The organism is Microcoleus sp. CAWBG27 (genome assembly GCF_020883145.1).
Taxonomy (GTDB): Bacteria; Cyanobacteriota; Cyanobacteriia; order Cyanobacteriales; family Microcoleaceae; genus Microcoleus.
This window is the reverse complement of the sequence record NZ_JAHREU010000020.1, coordinates 71,012-90,299: the sequence shown is the minus strand read 5'-3', so window position 1 is coordinate 90,299 and position 19,288 is coordinate 71,012. Positions and strand designations below refer to the sequence as shown.

Sequence of the window (19,288 nt, the reverse complement as noted above, 5' to 3'; positions counted from 1 at the left end):
CTCAATCTTTCAAAAGCAGAAGGCTTTCATAATTTTGTCCAGAGTTCTCGTTTTGCCGATCGACTGTCGCTACTTGGCAGATGATACAGCTTGAGCCGCAGCTTCATCTAAAGTGCTAGCTAGCTGCACGGGCAACTGTCCGAAACGCTTTTTAACAGCATCAGCATCGAGCTCTACCAGGCGCAGCACAACTTGAATGTGCCGGTTGGCGCGAGCTTTTCGTTCCAAATAGCCCGCTATGGCGGTGATGATTTCCTCGCTCTTGGAAGCACTGTCCAAAATATTTACAAGTATCACCTTAACGCTTTTATCCTGAGCGACCAACTCCAGACCCAACTCGGTGCGCTCGCGCAGGGCATTTACTGCATGGTAACGATCTAAAGAACCCAGGTTGACAAAATTAGCCGGTTTTCCTCGTTGGTGAGCTACAGCATCCAGAGTTGCCATTGTCAGGCCCACTCCGTTGCACAAAATCCCGACATTCCCCTCTAGTTCCACTAATTCCAGAGATGCGGAATTCGAGATTGGGGATTGAGGTTTGGAGTCAAACTGCGACGGCGACTGCTGCGACTTTGAGTTGGAATTCCGGCGATCGCCCCCATAGGCACTTCTGCTGTCCCCTCCCAACCCGCTGCTTTGCTTTTTACCCGAGAGTAGTGCCAAGTCTGGATGCCGCCCCAAGGCATCGTCGTTGGCGCTGACTTTACCGTCTAAAGCCATTAACTCTCCTGTTGGACTGATGCCGAGAGGATTGATTTCTACTAAATCTAAATCCTTTTGGACAAACAACCGATACATTTTCTCGACAATTGTACTCACCGATTGAATCAAATCTCCTTGCAATCCCATTTTCAACATCAGACGCCTCGCGTAGAAAGGCGAAAATTCCTGATCTACGGCAACTTGCTGCATTTGGTCGATCGACCCTTCGACATCCATACCTCCTTGTCTGGAACCCAGAAGTACCGGGCGGCGGGCGATCGGGTCTAGGAGTACGGCTAAGTACAATTCTTGGTCAGCGTTGTACTTTGCTTCTGCTAACAGGACTTGCGGATATTCATCCTCGATCGGCAAATTAAAAATTGTTTGAGCCGCAGCAACTGCGTCGATCGTATTTTCCACAAATTTAATGCCACCCGCCCGGCCTCGTCCCCCAGCCCGCACTTGCGACTTCAGTACAACTGGGTAAGGAATTTTCAGCCCTTTGAGGTCGGCGGGTTTGTCAATCCGCTGCGACGGCAAAATCGGAATTGCCATCTGACGAAATAAAGATTTGGCTTGGTACTCTAACAAATCCATTTTTAATAACGGGTGACGGGTATTTGGCAACAAGCAATTCGTCGTTTTTGGCGATTCATTATTAATAGATAATAATTGGCTTTATGTCAAGTTGAAAGTTAAAATTTATGGCTTTTATCTTTTGATTCTCAACTTTTATATTGCCGATTACTTATTTGGTATTGCTGGCATATAGCGCTTCTCAGAAAAGTGAGGTATGCCCTATGCCCTATGCCCTATGCCCTATGCCCTATGCCCTATGCCCTATCCCCATGAGTACCTCATCTTTTTGATAAAGGCTATATCACTTATTGCCTATGCTGTGTTTGTACTTTTTTTTGCGATCGACAATTGCCAGATTTGACTGGCTCGGGCGGGACAGAGTAGGGAGATGGTTAGTATAGCCTTTCAAGCTCTCATATGAGGTACTCATGGGCATAGGGCATGGGGTATAGGGCATACTTCACCACGCTTGAGAACCGCTATAGTTGTTTTTTCTTCGGAGTTTTGGCAATACTGTTTCTAGATATTTCTGGGAGCTAATTATCAATTGATTCCAATTAAATTAATCTAATCAAGCATTAAATACGACTTGCTTTCAAGCTTGTCACGTGTATTTTATCCTTTTTTCCGGATAACAAATAACTCCTTCCAAATAAATAATGACTAATGACTCCTTCCTTCTGACAACTGCCAACTGCCAACTCTCAACTCTCAACTGACTCCTTCCTTCTGTCAACTGTCAACTGTCAACTGTCAACTGTCAACTGTCAACTGTCAACTGTCAACTGTCAACTGTCAACTTAGCAGTGCCTTGATGGACAGTTTTAACCCATTTCAGCCGCTTGGGACGCACCGAAATCCGAGCCGTCACAATCCCTACCAGCAGCCAGTGCAACATATACACAGTACCCCGCAGCGTTTGCAGCAAGGTGACAAAAACTCTTTTAATGTCAAATTTAGTCTCTTTGCGAGTGCGGCGCAAACCGACAAACATTCCCACCACTGACAAGGTAAGAGTCATTACAGTTATGGGACTGGCGATCGGCATCCGGCGCAGGGCAATTGACATCAAAAAGTCAGGGAGCGCTACTGTCGGCAAGAAATATTGAGATACCCAAAATCCAAATAAATCCCAAGTTTTCCCCGTTCCCATCCGGTTGCGGAAAATTAGCTGCCAGTAGTCAAGATAACGCTGATAGCCACCTTCTGCCCACCGATTGCGCTGGTGCCACAGGGCGCGAGCGTTGGTAACTCCTTCTTCTGACACGGCTGGGAAAGCCAGAAATTCAATGTCCCACTGGTCTAGGTGCAGCCTCACGGTCAAATCCAAGTCGTCGGTAATGGTTTCCTCGTTCCAGCCGCCACAGCTTTCTAAGGCAGTGCGGCGCATGAATTGGCCGTTGCCGCGCAATTCTCCAATGCCGCCGATCGCAATCCGCTGCTGTTGGAAAAAACTATCGAGAGCCATTTCTGCTTCTTGGCCGCGAGTCCACACATTTACTGCTGCATTGGCGATCGCTTTTCTGACTTGCACCGCCCCTACCTTTTCTCTCTCGAACACCGGCAGCACCCGGCGCAGCAAATCTGGCGTTACCGTCGCGTCGGCGTCAAATATTCCCACAAATTCCCCGCGAGTCAGCGGCAAAACTTCATTCAGGGCTCCCGACTTGCCACCGCTGGCATTTGCTCCCCTGCTAAATACTTTGAGCTGCGGGTACTGTTTGGTTAGCTGTTCCAATACTAGCGCCGTGCCGTCGCTGCTGCGATCGTCGATCGCCCAAACTTCGTAACGGTCGATCGGGTAATCTAGATTGCAGATTGATTGTACGAATCGGGCAATCACCGCTTCCTCATTTTTCGCCGCCACCAGCAGCGACACGTAGGGCCAATCCTCTCGATTTTCATCGGCCAGAGGCGGCAGTGCGGGGTTGGGATGGGCAAACAACACTCGAAATGCTTGCATCCACAGCAGTCCCGTCAAACCCCACACTACCCACGCACCCCAAGAAATCAAGTGTAGGGCGATCGTCCCACCCCAAATTGCAGTTAGCAACGCAGCGGCTTTTCCCCGCCGTCCCCGATACAGATTTTGAGGAAAAGAGGGAGATCCCGGCACAGACACCGCCACCGGGAGCTCTGATGAAGTTTCCGCGTCAAACACCCTGTCGCCAATGTCTGGTATGGCAAATATTTTGCCGAGCTTGGAGTTCGAGGTCAAACTCTTGAGCTCTTCTTGAGCTAGATCGGGGATGTCCAACTTAAGCTCGCTGCGAGCGTCGTTTTCCGGCCAAGAACTCTCCTGCATAAGTTACTTGATTCAACCACCAATAGTTTTTGATTTTAGAGATAAGTATCCACTGTACCAGTTTCTGGGCTTTTGTCGAAATCTGACCGGAACTCGTTGGTGCGCGATCGCCCAAGAGTACGGCACTGCTAAACTGGAATTGCATAGAGTATTGGGGATGATTCATCCAAAAACGGATACCAGCCAGCGACTTAAGTCATTCGCCACGCCAAATTTTAGACTCCTGTTCAAACTCGCCACTTCAGCAGATTCATCTGTTCCTGTAAATCTAAAATCTAAAATCTAAAATCCCCAAATCCAAAATAGACTGAGTTTTGCTTGCGATCGACCAGGAATATCTGCTAGTTTTTGCAGATGATCTCAACCCACTGTCAGGATGCGGAAATATGTCTCTTCCTCAACTGAAACCAGCCGACGACAAAGAAGTGAAAGTCTACGCGCCTTTCTATCAAGAGCCCAGGCGCAAGTTCTTGCCGCACGCTATTGGCCTCTACAAGCTCAAAAGCTTGGAGGGGGCAAGAAAAATTGACGGCGGCGAAGATATACCCTTTGTCGCTAGTTGGAATATCTCGTCGCTGCCGATGGATTTGACCCGCTGTCGGGTGTTGTTTGACGGTAATGCTGAACTCAGCTACGAAGTGACTATGCAAAGTTCTGAGTTTGTCAGTTGTTTAATTGAGGTACTCCTAACTTTTCAGCGGACTCGTACCGTCGATTTTTCTAAAACGTTTTACCGCAAGCTAATGCGTATGGATGACTAATTTTCACCGTACCCGCGCTCCCAAAAGTTTGTAATTGATTGCGGCCCTAAAATGCGCGCTAATAATGTAATGCCATCGGGACGGCGAGATTATATTATTGGTGCGCTATTTATATTTTGAGGAGTTATAATAAAAAATGGGTTTAAAGCGAGAACTGCGATCGGGAGAAATAAAAAGTAGACTATTCATTATTCCAATCCTCTTGCGAATCCTCTTGCGAAATTGACTCGCAATGCTGAAATACTGTTGAATAAAGTGACATACTCCTACACTGTATGCGAAGCATCAGTGTAGGCTTCCAAGACAATCCGGCTATTGCTTAGGAGGCTCTTGGCTTTAAGAACGGAATGCCCTACCGCTCTATTTTTTATATTTATTGCTGCATTATGATCTCGATCGAGACTACACCCACAGTGAGGGCAGTCATGCCAACGAATATGCAGCTTCTTGGGTACTTTCTCGCCACAATTGGAGCAATCTTGTGAGGTGTTATGAGCGCTTACTGTCACCACCGATAAACCAGCATTTACGGCTTTATTTGTCAGTATTTCTAGAAAGCTTGACCACCCAGCATCCAACACAGATTTAGCCAATCTTGTACGAGCTAGACCCTTTACATTCAAGTCTTCAACTGCAATAACATCGTATTGTTTCAACAAGTTTCCCGCAGTCTTAAAGTGAAAATCTTTGCGTTTGTCTGCAACTTTTTTGTGTTGCTTGCCCAATTGCTTAACTGCTTTCTGTCTGCGGTTACTTCCTTTTTTGCGACGGGAAACACGTTTTTGAATAACTCTTAAACGCTTTTGTGCTTGACGATAATGTTGAGGTATCGCAACGGTTTCGTTCTCAGAAGTTGTCAAGAATTCCTTTAAACCAACATCGATACCAGTAATTTTATCTGGGTTAAAGTCTGGTTGGATTTCAGGAACTCTTGCATCTTCTAGACTCAGAGTTACATAATAACCATCGGCTTTTTTGGTAATGGATGTCGTTTTGAGCTTAAATCCATCAGGTATTGGGCGATGCAATATAATTTTAACTTTCCCAAACATCGGTAAGTTAATCAGGTTGCCTTGTAAGCACCCATCCTTTATTTGGGGATAAGTAAAAGTGCGGTAACGGTTACGTGCCTTGAATCTTGGTCTACCGCTACGCTTGCCATTACTATCACCCTTTAAGAAGCGATCGAATGTTAGTTTTACGCGCTTAACAATGTCTTGTAAAACCTGAGAGTAAATCTCAGCATACCAGGGATGAGTCTTTTTAAGCTGAGGGAGCGTCCTTTTCTGCGAGTAATAATCGGGATTATCTCTTAGTTCGGGGAGATGGCAAACAAGGGGGCAAGCATTGATAGGACAACGATTCTGTTCGTACCAGTTAAATCGATCGGCCAACAGGTAGTTGTATTGAGCGCACAGCATGGCTAACCATCTGTCAAGCTCAATAACTTGCTGTTTTGTTGGGCGTAGTTTGTACTGGTAAGAGATTCTCATTGTTTTGCTGCTTTTACTCTTGTATTATACTACAATTAGGAACAAGACCATCCTCAGATTTGGTCAACTCCTTACCTACGCTGACTTTTCCTACCATCCCGACACTAACCTGAGTACAGTTATAGTGTGTGGATTGCGGCGAATCAAGCTAAATTTATTTAAATAGACAGGCCCAAATTGAGGAGAGAAGGCGTAACCAAATTGACTAAATATTTACTGATCGGTTCGACAAAAGCTTACAGCGGCAAGTCCGCGATCGCCCTGGGGATGGCCCTCGCACTCCGGGAACAAGGAATGGCAGTCGCCTACGGCAAACCGCTGGGAACCTGTTTCAGCTCGGAGGGAGCTGGAGTGGCGGAGGAAGATGTGCGGTTCGCGGTAGAGACGCTGAAACTCTCAGAAAGTCAGATGCCGTCAACACTGCTGTATTTGGACGAAGAGACGGTTCACAAGCGTTTGCGCCAAGAAGACAAGACAGATTACCGCCAGTCTCTGGCGCAATATTTGCAAAATCCCAACGGAGATTTGGTGCTGTTGGAGGGCCCTGCTAATTTGGAGGAAGGCAGTCTGTTTGACTTGTCTTTGTCTCAAATCGCTGATGCCGTTGATGCCTCTGTGCTGCTGGTAGTGCGCCCGATCGATCTTTATATAGACGATTTGCTCTCAGCGAAGCGGCGCTTGGGCTCGCGCTTGCTAGGCGTCGTGCTCAACGACGTTCCCTCCGACAAACTTGAATCTGTAACCGCGACTGTGCGCCCTTTTCTGGAAGCTAGCGGTATTCCAGTTTTGGGAATGCTGCCGAGAAGCGCTTTGCTGCGAAGTGTCAGCGTCAAAGAATTAGTCCACCAATTGAAGGCTGATGTCCTCTGCCGTCGAGACCGTTTGGATTTGATGGTGGAAACATTGACAATTGGTGCGATGAATGTTAGCTCTGCTATGAAGTATTTCCGCAAAGCCAGAAATATGGCGGTAGTCACCGGGGGCGATCGCACGGACATTCAGCTCGCGGCTCTGGAAAGCTCGACTCAGTGCTTAATTCTCACAGGCCACTTGCCTCCTTCTCCTTTGGTAATCGGCAGAGCAGAAGAAATGGAAATTCCAGTTTTATCTGTTGATTTGGATACCTTAACCACGGTGGAAATTATCGACAGCACCTTTGGCAATGTCCGCCTGCACGAACGCATCAAGGTGGAATGCGTTAGTCAGCTAATGGCAGAACACTTTGACCTTAAGGCCATGATGGGATCATTGGGTTTGGGCGATCGAGTTCATTAACAAGGCCACCGGGGCCCAAGGTATTCGGCCGCCGTTCGTCAGCCAACAACATATTCGGCAGAGGCAAGAAGGCAGAGAGGATTTTTGGTTGAAAAAATAAAAACTCAAAATTCTTAAATTCTCAATTTTTATCAGAAAATTGGGTTAAAAACCCCGTCCTTTCAGGACGGGTTGTTGCCATTGTTAAGTAAAATGACAAATCCATCTCCACAAATGAATATGGTAGAATAACCACATCAGACAAGATGTAAAAACCTACCCCCTCCCGGTGGGAAAGTCTACGCCCAAAACATTGTTGAGGAGATATGACTGCTCACTTAAGCGTGCTCTTTTGTGCAAATGTAGTCAGCCTGGGAACCCTAGCAATAGGGATATTTTGACAGAAATGTCTTAAGAATCCTCACGCCTTCAGGCCCAGGAGTGTCAATGAATCGTACCTTCTGCTCTGGCTGCCGAATGCTTTTAGAGATTCTGCCTTCTGGGTTCCTCAAATCTCCCGCTCCTCTAGTCAGATACCGTAAATCAGCAATTCTTAATTTCTTTTTGGTGGCAATTGCTAGTTAGTCTGCTAGAATCCACAACGTAGTTTTATTTAATTTAATAAATTCTTTGAGTCAATCAATTGAGCTACCCAGAGTTGATGATTTTTTACAAGAACTTGCGGCGATCCAGCAAACAAGCTCCAAGCGGGTTGCTCTTTTGGGTTCTCGCCACGTTCCTATTACCCACCAGCAGCTAATTGAGATGCTGAGCTACGCCTTAGTTCTGGGAGGCAACCAGCTCATCACATCCGGGGCTACAGGCACCAATTCAGCCGCAATTCGGGGAGCAATGCGAGCAGATCCTAATCTGCTGACGGTGATTTTGCCACAAAGCATGAGCCGCCAGCCTCGGGAGTCCCGCGAGCAGCTCGAACAAGTCATACATTTGGTAGAAAATCCCAAAAATGACAGCTTGTCTCTCCCGGAAGCCAGCGCCATGTGCAATCAGGAGATTATTTCTCGCTGCCAGCAACTGATCTGTTTTGCTTTTCACGAAAGCCACACTTTGCTGAAAACTTGCCAGGATGCGGAGGAACAGCGCAAAGTTGTTACTCTGTTCTATTTTGATTGAAATGCGAGGCTGATGATGCTGTTGGGATTGCCTGTGTCGGTTATTCTGCTTGATTCTATTGCGGCGGCGGCTGCGCTGGTTTATGCACCGTTTTTGGTGGTTGCCCTCGCCCGCTTGCAGCTAGGTTACGACCAAGCAGCCCCTCGCGCTATGTTTGAGAGGTTGCCTGGTTACGCTCAGCGGGCAACTTGGGCTCACCAAAATTCGTTTGAGACGTTTATGCTGTTTTCAGCGGCGGCTTTGATGGCTTTTGTGACGGGGGTTGATTCGGAGGCGGCAGGTTGGGCGGCGATCGCTTTTCCTGTAGCCCGGTTGTTGTTTTCGGTTTTCTATATTCTGAATGTGCCTCTGGGGCGATCGCTCATGTTTGCGATTAGTTCTTCTTGCACAGTCTCTTTATTCTATTTCAGTTTGATGACTGTTAATGGCTAATTCTTATTAGTCATTAGTCATTAGTCATTAGTCATTAGTTAAACAACCTTTAATTAATGACTAATAACAAAGATTCTCAATCTCCAATTATATGATGTCCGCTCGAATTATCGCAATAAAATTGGTTCGTAGTGAGGACTTTAGTCCGCATTGAAAAAGGACTAAAGTCCTCACTACGAACCTTTATTATAATGGTAATTGACGGACATGATATTACCAATTACCAATTTACCAATTACTAATTTTATGGCTGCTAATTATTCATTTGATGTTGTCAGCGAGTTCGATCGACAAGAATTAGTTAACGCTGTTGACCAAACAGTGCGGGAAATTCAAAGCCGCTACGACTTGAAAGATACCAAAACCACCGTGGAATTGGGCGAAGAATCAATTACTGTCAATACGGACAGCGAATTTACTCTCGATGCAATTCACACCGTTTTGCAAACAAAAGCCGCCAAGCGGAATTTATCTCTGAAAATTTTTGATTACGGCAAAATTGAAGCTGCGAGCGGCAGTCGCGTCCGTCAAGAAATTAAACTTAAAAAAGGACTCACTCAGGAAATCGCCAAACAGATTACTAAATTAATCCGCGATGAGTTCAAAAAGATTCAAGGTTCGATTCAAGGCGATGCAGTGCGGGTTTCGGCAAAAGATAAAGATGATTTGCAGTTGGTAATTCAGCGCTTGAAGCAAGAAGATTATCCCGTGGCTTTGCAGTTTACCAATTACAGGTAGATTTGTGAAAGCTAGATATTGGATTCCCAGTTGTGCGATCGCATTTTTGAGTGCGATAGAACTTGCGTTGCGCTTGCTGGGATTCGGAAATCCTGCTTTGCTGCAAGCTGATGCTGAGGTTGGGTATATATTTGCACCAAATCAACTTGTATATCGTTTTGGCAATAGACTTCAGTACAATCAATTTTCTCAACGGTCTGAACAAATTGATTCAGCCAAGCCTGAAGGTACTATCAGAATTTTGATGACAGGAGACTCGGTTCTCAATGGCAATAATACCACGGATCAGGCAGAAACTATTACAGAATTGTTGGCAGCACGTTTGTTGGGCATCAAAAAGCAGGTTCAGGTGCTAAATGCTTCTGCGGGATCTTGGGGAATTGGCAATCAATTGGGATATATTCGCAAGTTTGGCACTTTTGAAAGCGATGCTGTGATTTTGCAAATTGGTACTCACGATTTGCTACAACCTTCAAGTACCAGCGCGGGGGTCAAAAATAACCCCCTGATGCCGAATCGCCAACCGTTATTGGCAATGCAAGAAGTGTTTGACAGATACGTTATGCCCCGACTTTCCAGTGTTTTTGTGCCGAATTCCCCTGTGGCGGGTGTGCCGGTGCCGGAAGCGCAACGGTTTAGGGAAAATATGCAGCGATTTGAGCAAATAGTGGCTTTGGTGCGAGAGTCGAATATTCCGTTGTTTGTGTTGTATACTTGCGATCGCTCCGATTTACTGCCGGTACCGAATCAGCCGAGGTTTAAATCCCAGTTTGTCGATCGGCTAAAAGCTTTGAAAATTCCACTCACAGACACTCACGCAGCCTGGTCAAAATTGCCTAAAACCACGGTAGAAAGTTATTTTCGGGATGGCGTACACCCCACAGCCCCAGCCTATGAATCAATCGCAGATTTATTGTTTCAGCAGTTGTGTACTGAGCAAAAATTAGCTGCTTGCTCGTTAACCAATACCAATTCTGAAAAATAGTGCTACAGCAATCCTAAATGATTCACAAAATTTGTAGGAGTAGTACCACGAAAGCCTACCCCATATCTATCGGGCGATTCTCTACGCTTGGGGTTTCCTTCAGGCGGGGCAAAAAGTTCCTACAAAAATTACACAAATGCTTTAGAATTGCCACAGTGTAAATCCTAATTAAATATCTAAACCGATGACTGTTAACTCGGGAGGATGTTCGACTACAAACTGGTAATATAACTCTTGCTTGGCTTGCGGTGGCAGAGAAATTATCCATTCCAAGAGTCCGAGTTCACCTGCTACTATCTTTGGATTAGTCTGAGTCAACCGCACTTTTATTTGCTCTTTTCGACTGACTGGAAGTTGCTCTTTTAGTGTCAACTTAGCAGGCAATTGCTGCAAGTTGCTCAAAATTAACCGATAGGCGTAAGTCGTGCGCCGCTGATTGCCGATCAGTTTTTTATCGACTTGTCTTTCCACTAATTCCCGCTCTATTTTTAAGCTTTCATCTATTCCTAGATTAAGCTTAAATTCTTCACCTGGGGAAACATTTTCTAGCTGCACATTACCGACGAAAGTATTGTCGCGAAAAATATTTGCTTTACCGGGCAGTAGAGTTGCACCTGTCGTAGGATTGGTGACAATTGCTTGCAAATAAGCGAAACTGACTAAATGCGGAATGGCGATGTATTCAGGTTTAGAGGGATAATTGTCGCTGAAAATAGTGACTTTGTGGGGCGTGCCGTCGCTGGGAATATTGGTATTTCCTCCTACTTGAAATGAGACGGTGCTACCTTCTTTAGATACTCTTGCTGTGGCAGTTTGAGCTGCTATGGGTTCGGGTGCGCTGCCACCAACGGCCATCATTGCTAATTGCACCTCGTCTTCCATCAGAGATTCGGCATAGTCATACTCTCCTGAGGTTTCTGGTTCCGCACTTCGTTGCATCCGTGCTCTGATCGAGCTTTGCTTTTGAAGAGATTGTGGGTGAACAATATCGATAAACCAGGGTTGGAGTTTTGGTGGCAAAGTTCCCATTCCGGGTTTAGCTGTGGATAAAGTCAGTGCTACTCCTGTCCAATCTTCGCCTGTGTTTTGATTGACTTCGGCTAGGTAATTGAGATTGATTTGGTTGTTGGTAGTATTGACTCGCAAGTCGTACAGGGGAGTCCAACGGGCTCGCGTTACTACATAGGAAACTTCTAGTTCAAAATTGCCGCTGCCGCTGGGTTCGATCGCCACAATGATGTTAAAACTTTGCTGGGAATAGGGAGTTTGTACTTGGCGCAACTGCTGGCGCAAAGCTTCTATTTGCTTGTCTAAGTCTCGCTGCTGTCTTTCGTGTTGGGCGATCGCACTTATGTACTTTTTATAATTACTGCCTAAAAAATTGAGCAATTCGCCGGCTTCATTCAAACCGATCTGCTGCTTGGAAATGCTGCTAGCAAAGGAACCGACGCTTTTTTCGCTCAAATTTTCCACAAAGTTGAGTTGAATTTTTCGGGAGGCGATTTGGTCTTTTATGGCGCGTTTTTGGGTTTCTAACTCTTGGATTTGTGCGGTTAATTCGGCGATGCGATCGCCCGTAGGTTCGCTGTGAAACACGGTTTCGGTGTGCACTCCCAGCAATCGCACGGCGACTGTACCCGCACCGGTAGCCCTCACTGACTCGGTTTCGAGGGTTGTGGGGAGAGAGGCTACAGTTAATTCGCGCTCGTTTCCCGTCAAGGCTACTGTGCCGCGGCGGGTTATCAAAGCGCGATCGGTGTACACAGTAACTTCTGAAATTTGCGATTCTACTATTTTGATATTATCGCGATCGAGCAAATTTGAATCAGTCATTGCTACTAATGCCTTTACGAAACTCTTTTAATGGTTCCAATGGCGGCGCCAACAAAATGTAGCGCTTCCATAAAGATAAGTCTAACTCAGGCAGCAATTCGCTGCTAGCAATTCCCTCATCAGTAGAAACGCCCCAATAAATAGAAATATGTAACGAAAAGTAAACTTAACTAAAACCCTTTTCCGTTCTCCCTTCGGCCATCTGCCTTGTTTCCACGATAAATTTTCCTGCCTGTTTACCTACTTATTATCAACTGTTACCTCATCCAAATTCGCTAATTTTATTCATGAGTCCCGAAGATCGTGGGCTAAGCGATCGTCGGCCTTTTGTTCCTCTGTAAATAAGGAAAGCGATTGCTCAATAGTTTCACCCAACGCCATCATCTTTTATTCTACTTCTTTGGTTTCTACTCAACTCAATTCTGCAACTACGGAGTTGACAAAACCTTTTCCGAGCCGATGCAATATCGTCCGGAGTACGAATTTTTCATTTAATAATACTGTTGCCATTTGGACAGATTCCAAATATAATTTTTACAAAAGCTATAAAAAATGCTGCTTAAAGTTTTCTGAATTATACCTCTTGCAAAAATACCTATCGATTACCATAGTAAAAAAGGTTCGTAGTGAGGACTTTAGTCCTTCTTTTGTCAAGGACTAAAGTCCTCACTACGAACCCGATCGAAGGACTTTTGCAAAAGGTCTATTATACCAATAGCAGTCCCGCTATATTTTTGGTAAGAACCAGATTAATGTGAGAGCCTCGCTTTCTTGCTCTACAAACCTTACTTTGGCTTCTCTACAAAAGTTAAAATAGAATTTTCTTTCGCTCTGTTTATTGGCATTGGTTCGCGATTCAGACGAATCTCAATAAGAGTAGTTGTAAAAGGACAGAAAAATTTAACTTCTGACTTCAGAAGATGATCTAATTTCAATTCTGCATCCCATCTTCCATCTGACTGTTGTGGCTCGCCCTCTAGAGTAATTTTTCCACTTCCACAACCGTAATACGCCACAAGGCTAGTTCCAGATGAAACAATCAACTTCATACATAATTCAGAAAGGCTTTCCGGCTTCAGTTTACTTAAATTGACATGAAAACATCGCAAACTTTTGTCCTTAGTGTAGGTATGAACATCTAAATATGACTTGTCATCTAACCAAAATTGTTTGCCGTATTTATCCTTCATCAAAAACTGAACATTCCAATCTGTAACTGGATCGAGACGCTCATCTACAACACGAATAATAAACTGTTGCCATTCTTCCCATTGCTCTCCTTTTGTATTTTTCATGTTCTCCATATGAGCTTGAGCCTTAGCTGTCCAGCTACCAAAACTGTCTTTATCAGAAACATCTAAAGCTTCTAGAACCAACTCAATAAAATCTGGATTTTTTCTAGGATTATGCACAATTGTATTGTGATTGTGACCATCAACTAGCACCAGTGGAATATCAATCTGGTGTTCTGGATGTTCGTCGGGTTTGCCTCGTTCTTCTACAGGCTTGTCTTTATTTTGAGATGGATCTTGCGTCAAATCAAGAATTAATTTGCGGCTGTTAAGAGCGCAACCTGCCCATCTCACAGTACCATCAGATCCAGCAGTATTAGCTAATCCCCTCAATCCGTCATATCCCTGATTACCACAGAAAATAAACACATAAGGCGTCTTGTTATCTTCGCCATAGTAGGGCTCATTTTTGGGTTTATTTTGGGCAGAGCCAATTAAGTCAAGATGAGCAAGATCCCAAGTGAAACGACTACCTAATTCAAGATTATCCAAAATCAGATTTCCAGCTTCGAGAAAATCAGGCCCAAGTATTTTATGTCCGGTTATAACTGAACCCAACCAACTTCTTCCTTTATGGGCTAAAGGAGAGCCAAAAGTTGCTGGTGCTAATCCAATTAAGTGTTTGAGGCGACTGCGACGATTGACATTAGCAGCATAGGCGTAAGTAGTTAACCAAGCGCGAATAACCAGCATTCCAGTTGAATGAACAATGGCATCAAATTCATCATCTTCAATATAGGAGCGAAGCACTCGGTCAAATGCTTCAGCAATATCTTTGATGGTTATCTCATTAGTAAGAGATTTATAGCTAGCTGTATGGAGGACTATAATCTCTCTGTTTTTGTAGTGAGCTTCAAGAATTTTTCCCCACTCACTAAAAGCCGTTGAATTAGCTGAGTAACCATGTATGAGAACTATGGGGCGCGGCATAACTTAAGTCCTTAATTTGAATGTAGTTTCGACGATTATATATTAGGAGGTGAGCAACTAAGCCTTTTGGGTTAATTGTTTAATCATTCATTGTCTGTTGTACTTTTTTACAAGTTACTATTAAGATATTTCCTCAATCTATTTTTGATTTTTTCCATAAAGAAGCTTTTTTTTGATTGATGTACCAAATAAACAAAGCCTGAATATCTCAATCCCTTTGTTTCCAAGCATCTACAACTGTTGTAGCGATCGCACCGAGCATCGCCCAGTCGCATTTTCGAGTGACACTCATTTGAGTGACACTCATTTGAGTGACACTCCTAAAATTTCAGTGCTGCAAACGGGATTCTGTGAGTTGAGAGTGAGAAATGCGATCGCCTTTGTTGCAAGTAATACCATTTTTATAAAATTGTGCAACACCCTTCTACCCCCCCTAGCCCCCCCTTGTAAAGGGGGGGGACAAGAATACTGTTATTTCGTTTAAAACTGGTATAAATGGCTGGTACTACGGTTTTATCATTGTGGTGCGACTTCTCCCGGAGGGCTGGAGCTCACTTTTAAAGAGGGCGAATCGCGATCGGATATTAGTGATAATCTCATATTGACTGAGGTCGTGCGAATCATGGGGAGCATCTCTGTTTTGCAAGAAGCATTTTTTATCTTCCGTACTGCCCCCCCTCGCGTGCTTGTACGCGCGAGTTCGCTACAGCTTGCACTGTAAATGCAAAACTGAGATGCTCCCGAACCATGACTTTCCTGTGGATTTTAAAATGCTAGCAGTAACTCAATTTTAGCTCAGCGGATCGATACCCGCCAAATCCAATATTTGCGGAATCAAATCTTCTCGTTTGACGGCCATCATGTGGACTCCTTGACACAATTGCCGCGCTAGTTTGACTTGTTCGGCTGCAATTTTTATGCCTTCCTGCAAAGGTTTTGGGGAGTTTGCCAAACGGTCGATCGTCTCTTGGGGTATGTTAACTCCCGGTACGTATTTTTTGATAAATTCAGCATTTTTAGCTGATTTAAACAAAAAGATTCCTGCTAAAATTGGTTTGTTGCAGCCGATCGCAATTTGCTGCATAAACTTATCTAAAACGTCAAAATCTGTAATTAATTGGCTCTGAAAAAACTGGGCTCCAGCTTCGACTTTTTTCTCAAATCGGCTTTGTAAACCCGACCAACTGGGGCTTTGCGGATCGACAGCGGCACCGACAAATAAATCGGTAACTCCGTCTGTTAAAGCTTTGTCATTCCAGTCTTGGCCGCCGTTCATTTTTTGAATGACTTGCAGCAGCCGCACTGATTCTAAGTCGAATACACTTTTGGCTTTGGGATGGTCGCCGGCTTTGACTGGATCGCCGGTGAGTGCCAAGATATTATGGATGCCTAAGGCGTGGGCTCCCATGAGATCGGCTTGCAGGCCTATTTGATTGCGATCGCGACAAGCAACTTGACAAATCGGCTCAATTCCCCGCTGCAATAGAATTGCGGAAACTGCTAGGGGACACATTCGCAGCACTGCGCGGCTTCCGTCTGTGATGTTAATGGCGTGCACTCTGTTTTTGAGAAGTTCAGCCATTGCGATCGTATGAGTCATGTCGCCACCTTTTGGCGGCGCAACTTCGGCGGTAATTATGAATTCTCCGGGAGTTGTACAGGCTGTGCGAAAACGGTTCATAGTTAGTTGACAGTTGACAGTTGACAGTTGACAGTTGACAGTTGTTATGTGTTATGTGTTATTTGTTATTTGTTATTTTTGAATATTCCCAATAACCAATAACCAATAACTAATAACTACTGACTAATTAGGTAGAGAATAACCAAAAGCAGTTTTAACCTTATTCAAGGTTTGGTTGGCAATAATTTCTGCTTGTTCTCTTCCTTGACGGAGTACAGATTCTAAATATCCCGGTTCGTCCATTATTTCTTTGTATTTATCCTGAATCGGTTTGAGCGCATTAATTGTCGTCTCTGTCAACAATGGTTTGAAATCTCCCCAACCCATATTTTCACATTCGGCTGCTACTTCTTCCTTCGATTTGCCGGAAAGCAGGAGATAAAGTGTTAGCAAATTTCTCGCTTCGGGGCGATCGGGGTCGTCGAAAGTTAAGCCCCGCACCGCATCAGTTTTGCAGCGCTTGATTTTTTTGCTAATTGTATCTGGCGAATCCAACAAATTAATTCTACTTTGTTCGGAAGGGTCGGATTTAGACATTTTACGCGTGCCATCTGTCAAACTCATCACCCTCGCGCCGTCAGTCCGAATCAACGGTTCGGGCAGTTTCAAAACTGGTTTTTCAGGCGTGCCGAATTGGTGGTTTAATCTGTTTACCAAATCGCGAGTGAGTTCCAAATGCTGTTTTTGGTCTTCTCCTACAGGCACTTTGTCGGCATCGTAAAGCAAGATATCTGCTGCCATCAATACGGGATAATTTAGCAAACCTGCGTTGACATTTTCGCCTTGTTTAACTGCTTTTTCTTTAAATTGAATCATATCTTCGAGCCAGTTAATCGGCGTAATGCAGTTAAGCAGCCATGCTAGTTCTGTGTGGGCCGAGACGTGGGATTGGACGAAAATAGTAGAATATTCTAAATCGATGCCGCAAGCTAAATAGAGGGCGGCGATGGTGTAGGTGTCGGATGCTAGGGTAGCGGGATTGTGCGGTGCGGTAATGGCGTGTAAATCGACTACGCAAAAGTAATTTTCGTACTGGCTTTGACCTTCTACCCAGTTGCGAATGGCACCGAGATAGTTACCGAGGTGAAGGTTGCCTGTTGGCTGAACTCCTGAAAGTACGCGCTGTTTGACCATGAGGAAAGAATAGAATTGAAGTCACATTCTCTATATTGACACGTTATTTGGATCTCAGATACTTTTTGTTGAAATTCACTCGGCGGTTGAAACCGCGTCTACAAAAACAAAGAAATTCACTCGGCGGTTGAAACCGCGTCTACAAAAACAAAGTCCGCCTTCGCGGACTGAAGAATTAACAGGGTATTTAAGGTGGATTATTTTTAGAAATCTGCTTAAATCTCCGTCTTGAAAATGTTTCTGTCTACTGTCAATTGTTTTTGGGTTTGGTGCGCCACCAAGTGATGCCGGCTGCGAAAAGGGCGATCGCGCAACTCAACAAAAACGAGAATGCAAAGGGATGCAACTGCATTAACACTGGGATTTGATGGTTTTTGACTGTCTCGAAGAGTTTGTCTGTGCCGCTTGATGCTGCGATGCCTCCGGCTGCTAAACCGACTCCGATCGCCTGTACTGTGCTCTCTAGGCGATCGTCCCGATATTTCTCTTTGTCCTCGCTCTTGCGGAGTTCGATTTGGTTGGTGCGATCGCATCTGGCTTGTTCTATTTCTACTATGCCGCGTATTGAGGCGATCGCCTGCTCGATTAAGTTTGTTCCGTGGCGGAAATATCCTAAGTCGCCTGCTATTTGCGATCGCATATAACGAGCATTTTTTCTACTGAAGTGATTTAATATAGATAGTTCTTCCTTATCGGTTTCTAGTATATCACGAATTGTTTGTAAAATGTCAATGTAATTGTTAAGATTTAGGACGATTGTATTGTCATAATCTTCGAGTTTCCGCAGTAGGCGAGTATAGGTTACGGCCTTGCTGAAGAGTTGCTTTAGCTGTTCCTGAAATTCCTGCAATTGGGCGGCAGTTAAGACGGTTCCTCTGGAAAATTGAGCCTGCAATATCTCCATATTTTTCTCGATGATGCGGTATTCGCGATCGAGTTCGTGGTAAATCAGGCGGCTGTCTTGAAAAGCTTTGATGACTTTGTGGCGGTGAAATAGTAGGTTGAGTATTTCTTGCTGGCAAGTGCTAAAATCTTCGTCGGTTTGTTCGTCGGAAAGCAGCCAGACAAGCAGGTGGCGGTAATTGGCGGTATCGCTAATTGCACCGTATTCAAAAATCGGACTACCGAACAGTTTACTCGATCGATAAAATACAGGTGGCGAGTCGCCTTGGAATAAAGCATTGCGACATTTATCGGCGAGGGGTTTGAGGGAATCTAAGTTATCGGGCGAGTTTTTGGGAAGCCACGCGGTAATTAGGAGAGTTTGACCTAAAAAGTTATCATCGCCGTTGATGAGTAAGACTTGATTTGGGTTGAATTGCTGGATCAAATCGACATCTAAATTATCAGCAGTGCCGTCTTCTGGGCAACCTATATTTAAGCATAAAGCATAGCTGTCTTGAATTTGTAGCGGTTGGGCAAAACCTTCTATGGGTGGATTGCTGTTGAATTCTAGTAAGACATTTGGTAACAAATCCTCGCGGTAGCTGGGAGAATTTTGCGGGAAAACTAGATCGGGTGTCACCATTTCGTCGGTGAAGTTAGCGAGGATTTTGTCGCAGTGTTTCCACAGAGGATTATTGCTGCCCTTACTGTCATTTTGCAGTTGGAAAGCGTATAAATAGACATTGGGGGCAGAAATTTTGTCACTCATGTTATTGGGGCGGTGGCTAGGAATTGGGGCGGGGTTTTCTGAGGTTTTCGGGTAACTCTGGATAGCGGTTTGATAGTTTTGGTTCTTGTCCTTCTTTTTTGGTGGCTTCTGGTTTTAGTTTTCTCTCGAATTTATTGATTTCATCTGTTATTTTAGGATAGTTTGCACACCAATCGCCAATGGCATCAGCTACTTCATTGTTCGATTTATCAGCCATCTGGGATATGGTATTGCTGAGATTTACTAAATCGTCAACCGCCCCCGCTTGTTCAAAGACTTCGGGTTTGGTTTCAAAGACTGCTAGGAAACCAGAAATAAATTGTTCATCTGTCATTGCTAATTCCTCCGTTGATTATATTGTAGGGGCGGGTTCACCGAGAT

16 protein-coding genes are annotated in these 19,288 nt (G+C 44.7%); 7 read left to right on the top strand and 9 right to left on the bottom strand.

Annotated elements, in window-relative coordinates; translation table 11 throughout:
• Window positions 1–69 precede the first annotated feature (69 nt).
• Window positions 70–1,299 carry a succinate--CoA ligase subunit beta gene (locus QZ938_RS14045; protein ID WP_293352106.1) on the bottom strand — a complete coding sequence of 410 codons (1,230 nt, stop codon included), beginning with the start codon at window positions 1,297–1,299 and terminating at the stop codon, window positions 70–72.
• A gap of 763 nt (window positions 1,300–2,062) precedes the next feature.
• The gene (locus QZ938_RS14040; protein ID WP_293352105.1) at window positions 2,063–3,586 is read right to left on the bottom strand and encodes a glycosyltransferase family 2 protein; all 1,524 of its coding nucleotides are present in this window, start codon (window positions 3,584–3,586) and stop codon (window positions 2,063–2,065) included.
• 7 nt (window positions 3,587–3,593) lie between these two features.
• Here QZ938_RS14040 and QZ938_RS14035 point away from each other — a divergent pair, with 7 nt between their 5' ends.
• Window positions 3,594–3,872, top strand: coding sequence for a hypothetical protein (locus QZ938_RS14035; RefSeq protein WP_293339901.1), 279 nt, complete (start codon window positions 3,594–3,596; stop codon window positions 3,870–3,872).
• Between the two features lie 100 nt (window positions 3,873–3,972).
• Window positions 3,973–4,347 (top strand): type IV pilus biogenesis protein EbsA, encoded by a 375-nt coding sequence (ebsA, locus tag QZ938_RS14030; protein ID WP_293184323.1) that lies wholly within the window; start codon window positions 3,973–3,975, stop codon window positions 4,345–4,347.
• 266 nt (window positions 4,348–4,613) lie between these two features.
• Here ebsA and QZ938_RS14025 read toward each other — a convergent pair whose 3' ends face one another.
• Complete coding sequence (locus tag QZ938_RS14025; RefSeq protein WP_293352104.1) at window positions 4,614–5,840, bottom strand: transposase; 1,227 nt, start codon at window positions 5,838–5,840, stop codon at window positions 4,614–4,616.
• Window positions 5,841–6,017: 177 nt separating this feature from the next.
• Between QZ938_RS14025 and QZ938_RS14020 the strand changes: the two genes are divergently transcribed.
• From QZ938_RS14020 to QZ938_RS14000, 5 genes are all read left to right on the top strand, one after another.
• Window positions 6,018–7,115, top strand: coding sequence for a phosphotransacetylase family protein (locus QZ938_RS14020; RefSeq protein ID WP_293352103.1), 1,098 nt, complete (start codon window positions 6,018–6,020; stop codon window positions 7,113–7,115).
• Window positions 7,116–7,724: 609 nt separating this feature from the next.
• Window positions 7,725–8,228, top strand: coding sequence for a DNA recombination-mediator protein A (locus QZ938_RS14015; RefSeq protein ID WP_293131869.1), 504 nt, complete (start codon window positions 7,725–7,727; stop codon window positions 8,226–8,228).
• Window positions 8,229–8,243: 15 nt separating this feature from the next.
• Window positions 8,244–8,660, top strand: coding sequence for an MAPEG family protein (locus QZ938_RS14010; RefSeq protein WP_293148155.1), 417 nt, complete (start codon window positions 8,244–8,246; stop codon window positions 8,658–8,660).
• A gap of 246 nt (window positions 8,661–8,906) precedes the next feature.
• Complete coding sequence (locus QZ938_RS14005) at window positions 8,907–9,398, top strand: YajQ family cyclic di-GMP-binding protein (protein ID WP_293148157.1); 492 nt, start codon at window positions 8,907–8,909, stop codon at window positions 9,396–9,398.
• Window positions 9,399–9,402: 4 nt separating this feature from the next.
• A complete protein-coding gene (locus tag QZ938_RS14000) occupies window positions 9,403–10,383 on the top strand; it encodes an SGNH/GDSL hydrolase family protein (RefSeq protein WP_293352101.1) in 981 nt (326 codons plus the stop codon).
• Between the two features lie 168 nt (window positions 10,384–10,551).
• Here QZ938_RS14000 and QZ938_RS13995 read toward each other — a convergent pair whose 3' ends face one another.
• The 6 genes from QZ938_RS13995 to QZ938_RS13970 all read right to left on the bottom strand — a co-directional run bounded on the left by QZ938_RS13995 (window position 10,552) and on the right by QZ938_RS13970 (window position 19,241).
• A complete protein-coding gene (locus tag QZ938_RS13995; protein ID WP_293148112.1) occupies window positions 10,552–12,216 on the bottom strand; it encodes a mucoidy inhibitor MuiA family protein in 1,665 nt (554 codons plus the stop codon).
• Between the two features lie 785 nt (window positions 12,217–13,001).
• Window positions 13,002–14,438 carry an alpha/beta hydrolase gene (locus tag QZ938_RS13990; RefSeq protein ID WP_293352099.1) on the bottom strand — a complete coding sequence of 479 codons (1,437 nt, stop codon included), beginning with the start codon at window positions 14,436–14,438 and terminating at the stop codon, window positions 13,002–13,004.
• 790 nt (window positions 14,439–15,228) lie between these two features.
• Window positions 15,229–16,119 carry a methylenetetrahydrofolate reductase gene (locus QZ938_RS13985; protein WP_293352097.1) on the bottom strand — a complete coding sequence of 297 codons (891 nt, stop codon included), beginning with the start codon at window positions 16,117–16,119 and terminating at the stop codon, window positions 15,229–15,231.
• Window positions 16,120–16,242: 123 nt separating this feature from the next.
• A complete protein-coding gene (gene trpS / locus QZ938_RS13980; RefSeq protein ID WP_293352095.1) occupies window positions 16,243–17,253 on the bottom strand; it encodes a tryptophan--tRNA ligase in 1,011 nt (336 codons plus the stop codon).
• Window positions 17,254–17,503: 250 nt separating this feature from the next.
• The gene (locus QZ938_RS13975; protein WP_293352093.1) at window positions 17,504–18,907 is read right to left on the bottom strand and encodes a hypothetical protein; all 1,404 of its coding nucleotides are present in this window, start codon (window positions 18,905–18,907) and stop codon (window positions 17,504–17,506) included.
• A gap of 16 nt (window positions 18,908–18,923) precedes the next feature.
• Window positions 18,924–19,241 carry a hypothetical protein gene (locus QZ938_RS13970; RefSeq protein WP_293352091.1) on the bottom strand — a complete coding sequence of 106 codons (318 nt, stop codon included), beginning with the start codon at window positions 19,239–19,241 and terminating at the stop codon, window positions 18,924–18,926.
• Window positions 19,242–19,288: the final 47 nt, after the last annotated feature.

Bases quoted from the DNA above. Each gene is read 5' to 3' on its own strand.
- QZ938_RS14045 (WP_293352106.1), bottom strand. From the start codon at position 1,299: ATGGATTTGTTAGAGTACCAAGCCAAATCTTTATTTCGTCAGATGGCA.
- QZ938_RS14040 (WP_293352105.1), bottom strand. From the start codon at position 3,586: ATGCAGGAGAGTTCTTGGCCGGAAAACGACGCTCGCAGCGAGCTTAAG.
- ebsA (WP_293184323.1), top strand. From the start codon at position 3,973: ATGTCTCTTCCTCAACTGAAACCAGCCGACGACAAAGAAGTGAAAGTC.
- QZ938_RS14025 (WP_293352104.1), bottom strand. From the start codon at position 5,840: ATGAGAATCTCTTACCAGTACAAACTACGCCCAACAAAACAGCAAGTT.
- QZ938_RS14010 (WP_293148155.1), top strand. From the start codon at position 8,244: ATGCTGTTGGGATTGCCTGTGTCGGTTATTCTGCTTGATTCTATTGCG.
- QZ938_RS14005 (WP_293148157.1), top strand. From the start codon at position 8,907: ATGGCTGCTAATTATTCATTTGATGTTGTCAGCGAGTTCGATCGACAA.
- QZ938_RS13995 (WP_293148112.1), bottom strand. From the start codon at position 12,216: ATGACTGATTCAAATTTGCTCGATCGCGATAATATCAAAATAGTAGAA.
- QZ938_RS13990 (WP_293352099.1), bottom strand. From the start codon at position 14,438: ATGCCGCGCCCCATAGTTCTCATACATGGTTACTCAGCTAATTCAACG.
- QZ938_RS13985 (WP_293352097.1), bottom strand. From the start codon at position 16,119: ATGAACCGTTTTCGCACAGCCTGTACAACTCCCGGAGAATTCATAATT.
- trpS (WP_293352095.1), bottom strand. From the start codon at position 17,253: ATGGTCAAACAGCGCGTACTTTCAGGAGTTCAGCCAACAGGCAACCTT.
- QZ938_RS13975 (WP_293352093.1), bottom strand. From the start codon at position 18,907: ATGAGTGACAAAATTTCTGCCCCCAATGTCTATTTATACGCTTTCCAA.
- QZ938_RS13970 (WP_293352091.1), bottom strand. From the start codon at position 19,241: ATGACAGATGAACAATTTATTTCTGGTTTCCTAGCAGTCTTTGAAACC.